Here is a 6,092-nt window from a genome sequence, read left to right as displayed (position 1 = left end):
GGGGCGGCGACTCAATGGTGCTGGCAGAGGCGGCGCAGGGCATCGGGCCCCACCGGCTCCTCGGCGAGCAGCGGCACCACGGCGTAGCGGCTGGCGTGTTGCTGCTCGACCGCCTCGATATGGGGCAACTGGCGCTCGGCCCGCAGTTGCAGCAGCGGTGAGCTGACCGCGGCTTGCTGCAAGCTGTGGTTGATGAGCCAGCCCCAGGGCTCGATACCGGCTCGGCGCAGATCGGATTGCAGATTGGCAGCCTCCTGCACTGGCGTCGGCTCGGGCAACGTCACAATCAGCACCTTGGTCTGCTTGGGGTCCTGCAACTGCATCATGGGGGTGGTGAAGTGCAGCCCCTTGTTTCCCATCTGACGAGCGATCTCCCTGTGGTAGGCGCCGGTAGCGTCGAGCAGCAGCAGGGTGTGGCCGGTAGGGGCGGTATCCATCACCACAAAGCGCTTGCCCGCTTCGCGAATGATGCGCGAGAAGGCCTGGAACACGGCGATCTCCTCGGTACAGGGGGAGCGCAAGTCCTCCTCCAGCAGTGCCCGCCCCTGCTCGTCCAGCGCCGCCCCCTTGGTGGCCAGCACCTGAGCGCGGTAACGCTCGGTCTCGGCGTGGGGGTCGATGCGGCTCACCTCCAGATGATGCAGGCTACCTGCCAGCGTCTCGCTCAGGTGCGCGGCGGGATCCGAGGTGGTGAGGTGCACCGGCAGGCCGCGGCTCGCCAGCTCCACCGCCACGGCGGCCGCCAGCGTGGTTTTGCCCACCCCGCCCTTGCCCATCAGCATGATGAGGCCGTGACCGTCGGCGGCCAACTCGTCTACCAGCGAACTCAACTCGGGCTGGGCTGGCAGATGAGCTGACGTTGCCAGTGGTGCCTGCTCACCAGCATCCTGTGGTTGCAGCAGTTGGCGCAGGCTCTCGACCCCCACCAGATTGGTGGCCAGCAGCGGGATATGATCCTGCGCCAACCCCTTTATCCCCTGCGGCATCTGGGCGAGAGCCTGTTGCTCGCGCTGCCAGAGCGCCATTGCCAGCGGATCTCCGGCAATAGCGCCTTCGGGGAAGAGGCCATTGATCACCAGTTGCTGGTTCAGCAAACCGATGGCGGCCAGCTCCTCGTGGGTGCGAGCCACTTCCCGCAGAGTGGATTGCTGGGCGCGCGCCACCAGCACCAGCCTGGTGTGAGCAGCATCAGCCAGGGCGGCGACCGCGTCGGCATACTGGCTGCGCTGCTTCTCCAGCCCCGCCAGCGGTCCGAGGCAGGAGGCATCCCCCTTGCCCTGCTCCAGAAATTCGCTCCAGGCGCCCGGCAGTTGCAGCAGCCGGATGGTGTGGCCGGTTGGGGCCGTATCAAAGACGATGTGGTCATACTCGGCCAGCAGCGTTTGGTCGGTCAGCAACGCGGTGAATTCGTCAAAAGCCGCGATCTCGGTGGTGCAGGCGCCGGAGAGCTGCTCTTCGATACTGCGCACCACGCTCTCGGGCAACTTGCCGCGCACCGGCCCGACGATCCGCTCCCGATAGGCTTTGGCCGCCGCGGGGGGATCTATCTCCAGCGCCGACAAACCGGACACAGCGGCGATGGTGGTGACGCGATTGCCGATCTCGGTGGCAAACACCTGCCCCACGTTGGAGGCAGGGTCGGTGCTCACCAGCAGCACCCGCTTGCCAATATCACAGAGAGCCACCGCACTGGCGCAGGCCAGCGAGGTCTTACCCACCCCGCCCTTGCCGGTGAAAAAGAGAAACGGCGGTGGATTGGTCAGAAAATGGTACATAGCCTCTCCCGAATGGTGCGTCACGACTCAGCAGCAACCGCTGCCAGAGCAGCAGCCGCCCTTGACGATCCCCTTGATGGCCGCTTGTGGCGCAGGCAGCCCGGCATAACGGGCCAGCTCGCTGCGGCTCGGATAACGACCGGTCAACACCACCTGTCCCTCCACAAGCACCAGCGGCAACCCCTCCTCCCCGGCGTGGGTCAGAAAAGCGCTGACGGCAGGTGTCTCGGCAAACTGCATCGGCTGCTGGGCCAAATTGAAACGCTCGATGGCAACACCCTGCTCCTTGGCCCAGGCAAGGTCGGCTGCGAAGGTGACCAGTGCCTGATCAACCTCGGTACCGCAGACACCGCTGGAGCAGCAGAGGGCGGGATCAAAAATCTGAATGGAGGACATGGCATTACTCCTTGTTGCAGCAGGGCTGCGCAGGCAGAACATGGGGAGAGCAGGCTGACTCGGCACGCATCACGCCGCACGCCTCGGGATGACCGGCGCAGCACTCCTCGGTGAGGTAGGCGATCACATCCAGCATCAGGGGAATATTGGCGCGGTAGCGTAGAAAGCGCCCCTCCTGCTCCACTGACAGCAAACCGGTGTTGAGCATCGCCTTGAGGTGAAACGAGAGGGTATTGGGGGCAATATCGAGCTCGCTGGCCAGTTCACCGGCGACCCGCCCCTCCAGCCCGGCCTTCACCAGCAGCCGCCATACATCGAGCCGGATGCCGGATGCCAGCGATTCAAAGACCTTGGTGGCCATCTCTTTGTTCATCTTCACTCCCCTTGGTGCGACCTTTCATTTCAACTATACAAGAATCATTGAAATGATCAAGATGCGTACCGAAGCGAAGATACGAGGTTCTGGTATCAAACCGGGCTGACTGGAGAATCGACGAGTGAACAACCGTTGCGGACGGGCACACCGGGCTCGTCGCAGATAAACAGACGCCCTCCAGAGGGAGGGCGTATCAGAGCGTTTGACCCGCCAGCACAGTCTGCGCTGTCGGGGCAATCAGACAAAGGCGTGCCTTATTTGGCAGCTGGCACCGCGTTGAAGGTGAGCAGGGCCGCCTTGTTGGCATCGCTCAGAGTCAGCTGGTTGCCGTTGATGGAGTAGGTTGCCACCTTCTCCAGCTTTTGCAGGAACTCGGTCTCTTTGTTCATGGCGTCGCCGATGCACATCATGCGAGTGGAGCCCATGGCGCCCAGCGTCAAGACACCGTCACCCTGCTTGGTGATACCGCCAAAATAGCGATTGCAGCCGCCCTTGCCCGCCACCTTGCCGTCGACCACTTGCAGGGTGAAGGTATCGCCGGTGGCGCCTTGCAGCTGCCAGCTGGATGCTTGCAGTTGAGCCATGCTGGAACCTGTTGCCATTGCGCAGCCTCCCAGTGCCAGCGCGGCCAGCAGAGTCAGTTTCTTGTTCATGGATTCACCTCTTAATGATTAGAGCCATCAATACGGCAGCCTGTTTAACATGGCTGGCACCCATGCCAAAGGATTTTATTGTGATCTCCCTTCACTTTACTACCAGCTGGCATGTGCCATGCTTAGGCTCAGTTCCGGACCCAGGGAGGGGAAACGAATGGTCAAATCGCTCATCATCACACTGCTTGCAACCTGCGCCAGCATGGTCGTACAGGCCTCCGACTGGGCAGTGGTTCAGCCGCAATCCAATCCGTCTCTCTATGTCAAAAGTTACTCGGGTGTGCTGCTCAATGGCCATAGCCATCACAGCGACAGTTTTGATCTCTGGCTGGTCAATAGCGGCTATCAATATCCGGTGGTGGATGATGTGACCCTCTTTATGGAAGCGGGCCCGGCGGTGGCGGATCAGAATCGCACATCCGGTTTCAATATGAGTTCTGGGGTACGCTACCAGCTCTCTCCGGCATTCAATATCGGCAGCCAGATCAAGCATCTCGATCTCAACAAGGCCAGCACCCTGCTGGAGCTCAACTCCAGCCTGCTGCTGACCCCCAGACTCTCCCTCACCGCCAACTACGGCGTCAGCGCCATCACTGCCGATCAGGCACTGAGTCTGGGCGTCGGCTTCAACTTCTGAATCAGATCAGCGGCGTGGCACTCACCACCACGCCGTTGCGATCCGCATAGACGTAATCCCCTTCGTGGATGGTCACACCGGCAAAGCTGACCACGGCCCCCAGCTCTCCCAATCCCCGCTTCTCGGTCTTGACCGGACAGGCCGCCAGCGCCTTGACCCCGAGCGCCAATGTCGCCAGGGTGCCCACATCCCGCGCCGCGCCGTGGATCAGGATCCCCTCCCACCCCTGCTCCACCGCCTTGACCGCCAGTTGATCGCCAAGCAGCGCACGGCGCAGCGAACCGCCGCCGTCGATCACCATCACCTTGCCGTGACCGGGGCGGGTCACCAGATCCCGCACCAGACTGTTGTCTTCATAACAGGAGAGCGTTACGGCGCGACCATAAAAGAGGGCCTTGCCGCCAAAATCCTGAAACACCGGGTCGGCCACTTGCAGCAAGTCGCCATGTTGATCGCAGAGGTCGGGCAGGAGATCCAGCATGATTTGATTCCTTTCAGATGCATGAAGGTGTTCATTCTTTCATCAGGCAAGGTTTCTGGCAATCCAGAAGGATTCAATATTGCCCAAGCAAACTGCTGATTTATCCGTCAATAACGGTGTCAGCCAGAGCTGGCCATCCTCCACCCAGTAGATGGCGTTCTGGCCAAAACGGGCAGCCAGCTGACGGGCTTGTGGCAGGGATAGCGCCACCGCCAGCGATGACTCCTGCCAGCGTTCGTCCGGGTCAGCTCCCCAAAATGGCCCCACCACGGGCACCTGCAAATCCACGGTCAGATGGCGCCACAGCGCCCGTTCCCGCCGCATATTGCGTCGTTGTGTGACCCACTGGCTGGCCGGATTCCAGGCTGTGATGATGGCAAAAGCAGACCAGTCTGGTGGCTCAAATGGCGCGATAAAGCAGATTTTCTTGTAGTTTTCCCACAAATTCATGTCAATCACATGTTACATTCCATTACATTTTGTAGGGGCGAAAACCCGGTTCAGGCCAAGTATGATGCTGCTGTACCAGGGTTTGACCTATATCAAATCAGAGTTAAAAAGTTGCTATCTGACGGCAAAGAGTGTTGTTATGCTCCTGTTAACTGATAAAATGCGGCCACTTTCGTAATGGACGACCTTTCCAGGCTCTGCTCGACCAGACTTGTCGGGAACCTATAAGTGGCACAGGGATACTTGCCGGTACTGATGCCTAATTCGCGATATTCCGACCTGACTCTCATACCCAGGATGACGTAATAAATTTTCAGGATCAGTCAGGAAATCGGTTTGAAACGCCAAAGAGTGTTAAATTTAAGATAATTAACTGATAAGAATCTGGGAATACTCATGCAAACACCACACATTCTGATCGTCGAAGACGAGCTGGTCACACGCAATACCCTGAAAAGCATTTTTGAAGCCGAAGGCTACATCGTGCTCGAAGCCAACAACGGCGACGAAATGCACCAGGCCCTCACTTCCCACACCATCAATCTGGTGATCATGGACATCAACCTGCCGGGCAAGAACGGCCTGCTGCTGGCCCGTGAGCTGCGTGAGAACGACAACATCGCCCTGATGTTCCTGACCGGTCGTGACAACGAAGTGGACAAGATCCTGGGTCTGGAGATCGGCGCCGATGATTACATCACCAAGCCGTTCAACCCCCGTGAGCTGACTATCCGTGCCCGCAACCTGCTGAGCCGCACCATGAACGTGGCTGCCGGTGGCGAAGAGAAGAAGCTGGTTGAGCGCTACCTCTTCAACGGCTGGGCGCTGGATATCAACAGCCGCGCACTGGTCAGCCCGACTGGCGACATGTTCAAGCTGCCGCGCTCCGAGTTCCGCGCCATGCTGCACTTCTGCGAAAACCCGGGCCAGATCCAGACCCGTGCCGAGCTGCTGAAGAAGATGACCGGCCGTGAGCTCAAGCCGCATGACCGTACCGTCGATGTGACCATCCGTCGCATTCGCAAGCACTTCGAAAGCGTCAACGATACTCCGGAGATCATCGCCACCATCCACGGCGAAGGCTACCGTTTCTGTGGTGAGCTGGAGCAGGAATAAGCTCCCGCTACGCTGTTGATCTGAAAAGGCGCCTCGGGCGCCTTTTCTGTCTCTGCTGTTTGCCTTAAAGCTGAGAAACGGTAAACGTGACGTCGAACGGCGCACAAGATAGATGTGTCTAGTCCTGAAATAGGTTTACACATTTTCAACTAGCATTTCTCTACTCAGAACCCCCTATGTGCCGCATCGGGGGTTCTGTATTTCAACG

8 protein-coding genes are annotated in these 6,092 nt (G+C 59.5%); 2 read left to right on the top strand and 6 right to left on the bottom strand.

From position 1 onward, the window contains the following. Positions 1-11: 11 nt before the first annotated feature. From arsA to AB5Y85_RS02335, 4 genes are all read right to left on the bottom strand, one after another. On the bottom strand, positions 12-1,775 hold the full coding sequence (gene arsA, locus AB5Y85_RS02350; RefSeq protein WP_257687844.1) for an arsenical pump-driving ATPase: 1,764 nt from the start codon (positions 1,773-1,775) through the stop codon (positions 12-14). Between the two features lie 27 nt (positions 1,776-1,802). Next, positions 1,803-2,171 (bottom strand): arsenite efflux transporter metallochaperone ArsD, encoded by a 369-nt coding sequence (gene arsD / locus AB5Y85_RS02345; RefSeq protein ID WP_005347398.1) that lies wholly within the window; start codon positions 2,169-2,171, stop codon positions 1,803-1,805. A gap of 4 nt (positions 2,172-2,175) precedes the next feature. Next, entirely contained in the window at positions 2,176-2,544 is a 369-nt protein-coding gene (locus AB5Y85_RS02340; RefSeq protein WP_005338181.1) for a helix-turn-helix transcriptional regulator, read from the bottom strand. Positions 2,545-2,801: 257 nt separating this feature from the next. Then, entirely contained in the window at positions 2,802-3,200 is a 399-nt protein-coding gene (locus tag AB5Y85_RS02335; RefSeq protein WP_005359119.1) for an META domain-containing protein, read from the bottom strand. Positions 3,201-3,357: 157 nt separating this feature from the next. Here AB5Y85_RS02335 and AB5Y85_RS02330 point away from each other — a divergent pair, with 157 nt between their 5' ends. Then, the gene (locus tag AB5Y85_RS02330; RefSeq protein ID WP_101529791.1) at positions 3,358-3,837 is read left to right on the top strand and encodes a hypothetical protein; all 480 of its coding nucleotides are present in this window, start codon (positions 3,358-3,360) and stop codon (positions 3,835-3,837) included. A 1-nt stretch (position 3,838) separates the two neighbouring features. Here the strand turns inward: AB5Y85_RS02330 and AB5Y85_RS02325 are convergent, their stop codons facing one another. Beyond that, positions 3,839-4,318 (bottom strand): putative 4-hydroxy-4-methyl-2-oxoglutarate aldolase, encoded by a 480-nt coding sequence (locus tag AB5Y85_RS02325; protein WP_005338188.1) that lies wholly within the window; start codon positions 4,316-4,318, stop codon positions 3,839-3,841. A 42-nt stretch (positions 4,319-4,360) separates the two neighbouring features. Next, complete coding sequence (locus tag AB5Y85_RS02320; RefSeq protein ID WP_101529842.1) at positions 4,361-4,768, bottom strand: DUF3293 domain-containing protein; 408 nt, start codon at positions 4,766-4,768, stop codon at positions 4,361-4,363. A gap of 396 nt (positions 4,769-5,164) precedes the next feature. On the opposite strand from AB5Y85_RS02320, the gene arcA reads away from it, so the two are divergent. Continuing rightward, positions 5,165-5,884, top strand: coding sequence for a two-component system response regulator ArcA (gene arcA / locus AB5Y85_RS02315; RefSeq protein ID WP_005338193.1), 720 nt, complete (start codon positions 5,165-5,167; stop codon positions 5,882-5,884). Positions 5,885-6,092: the final 208 nt, after the last annotated feature.

It is taken from the genome of Aeromonas sp. R3-1, assembly GCF_040908345.1.
GTDB classification, from domain to species: domain Bacteria; phylum Pseudomonadota; class Gammaproteobacteria; order Enterobacterales; family Aeromonadaceae; genus Aeromonas; species Aeromonas veronii.
The sequence above is the reverse complement of the archived record's forward strand: the minus strand, read 5'-3'. Positions and strand labels throughout refer to the sequence as shown.

Coding starts and splice junctions, on each gene's coding strand:
- AB5Y85_RS02335 (WP_005359119.1), bottom strand. CDS start 3,200: ATGAACAAGAAACTGACTCTGCTGGCCGCGCTGGCACTGGGAGGCTGC.
- arsA (WP_257687844.1), bottom strand. CDS start 1,775: ATGTACCATTTTCTGACCAATCCACCGCCGTTTCTCTTTTTCACCGGC.
- AB5Y85_RS02340 (WP_005338181.1), bottom strand. CDS start 2,544: ATGAACAAAGAGATGGCCACCAAGGTCTTTGAATCGCTGGCATCCGGC.
- AB5Y85_RS02320 (WP_101529842.1), bottom strand. CDS start 4,768: ATGAATTTGTGGGAAAACTACAAGAAAATCTGCTTTATCGCGCCATTT.
- AB5Y85_RS02325 (WP_005338188.1), bottom strand. CDS start 4,318: ATGCTGGATCTCCTGCCCGACCTCTGCGATCAACATGGCGACTTGCTG.
- AB5Y85_RS02330 (WP_101529791.1), top strand. CDS start 3,358: ATGGTCAAATCGCTCATCATCACACTGCTTGCAACCTGCGCCAGCATG.
- arsD (WP_005347398.1), bottom strand. CDS start 2,171: ATGTCCTCCATTCAGATTTTTGATCCCGCCCTCTGCTGCTCCAGCGGT.
- arcA (WP_005338193.1), top strand. CDS start 5,165: ATGCAAACACCACACATTCTGATCGTCGAAGACGAGCTGGTCACACGC.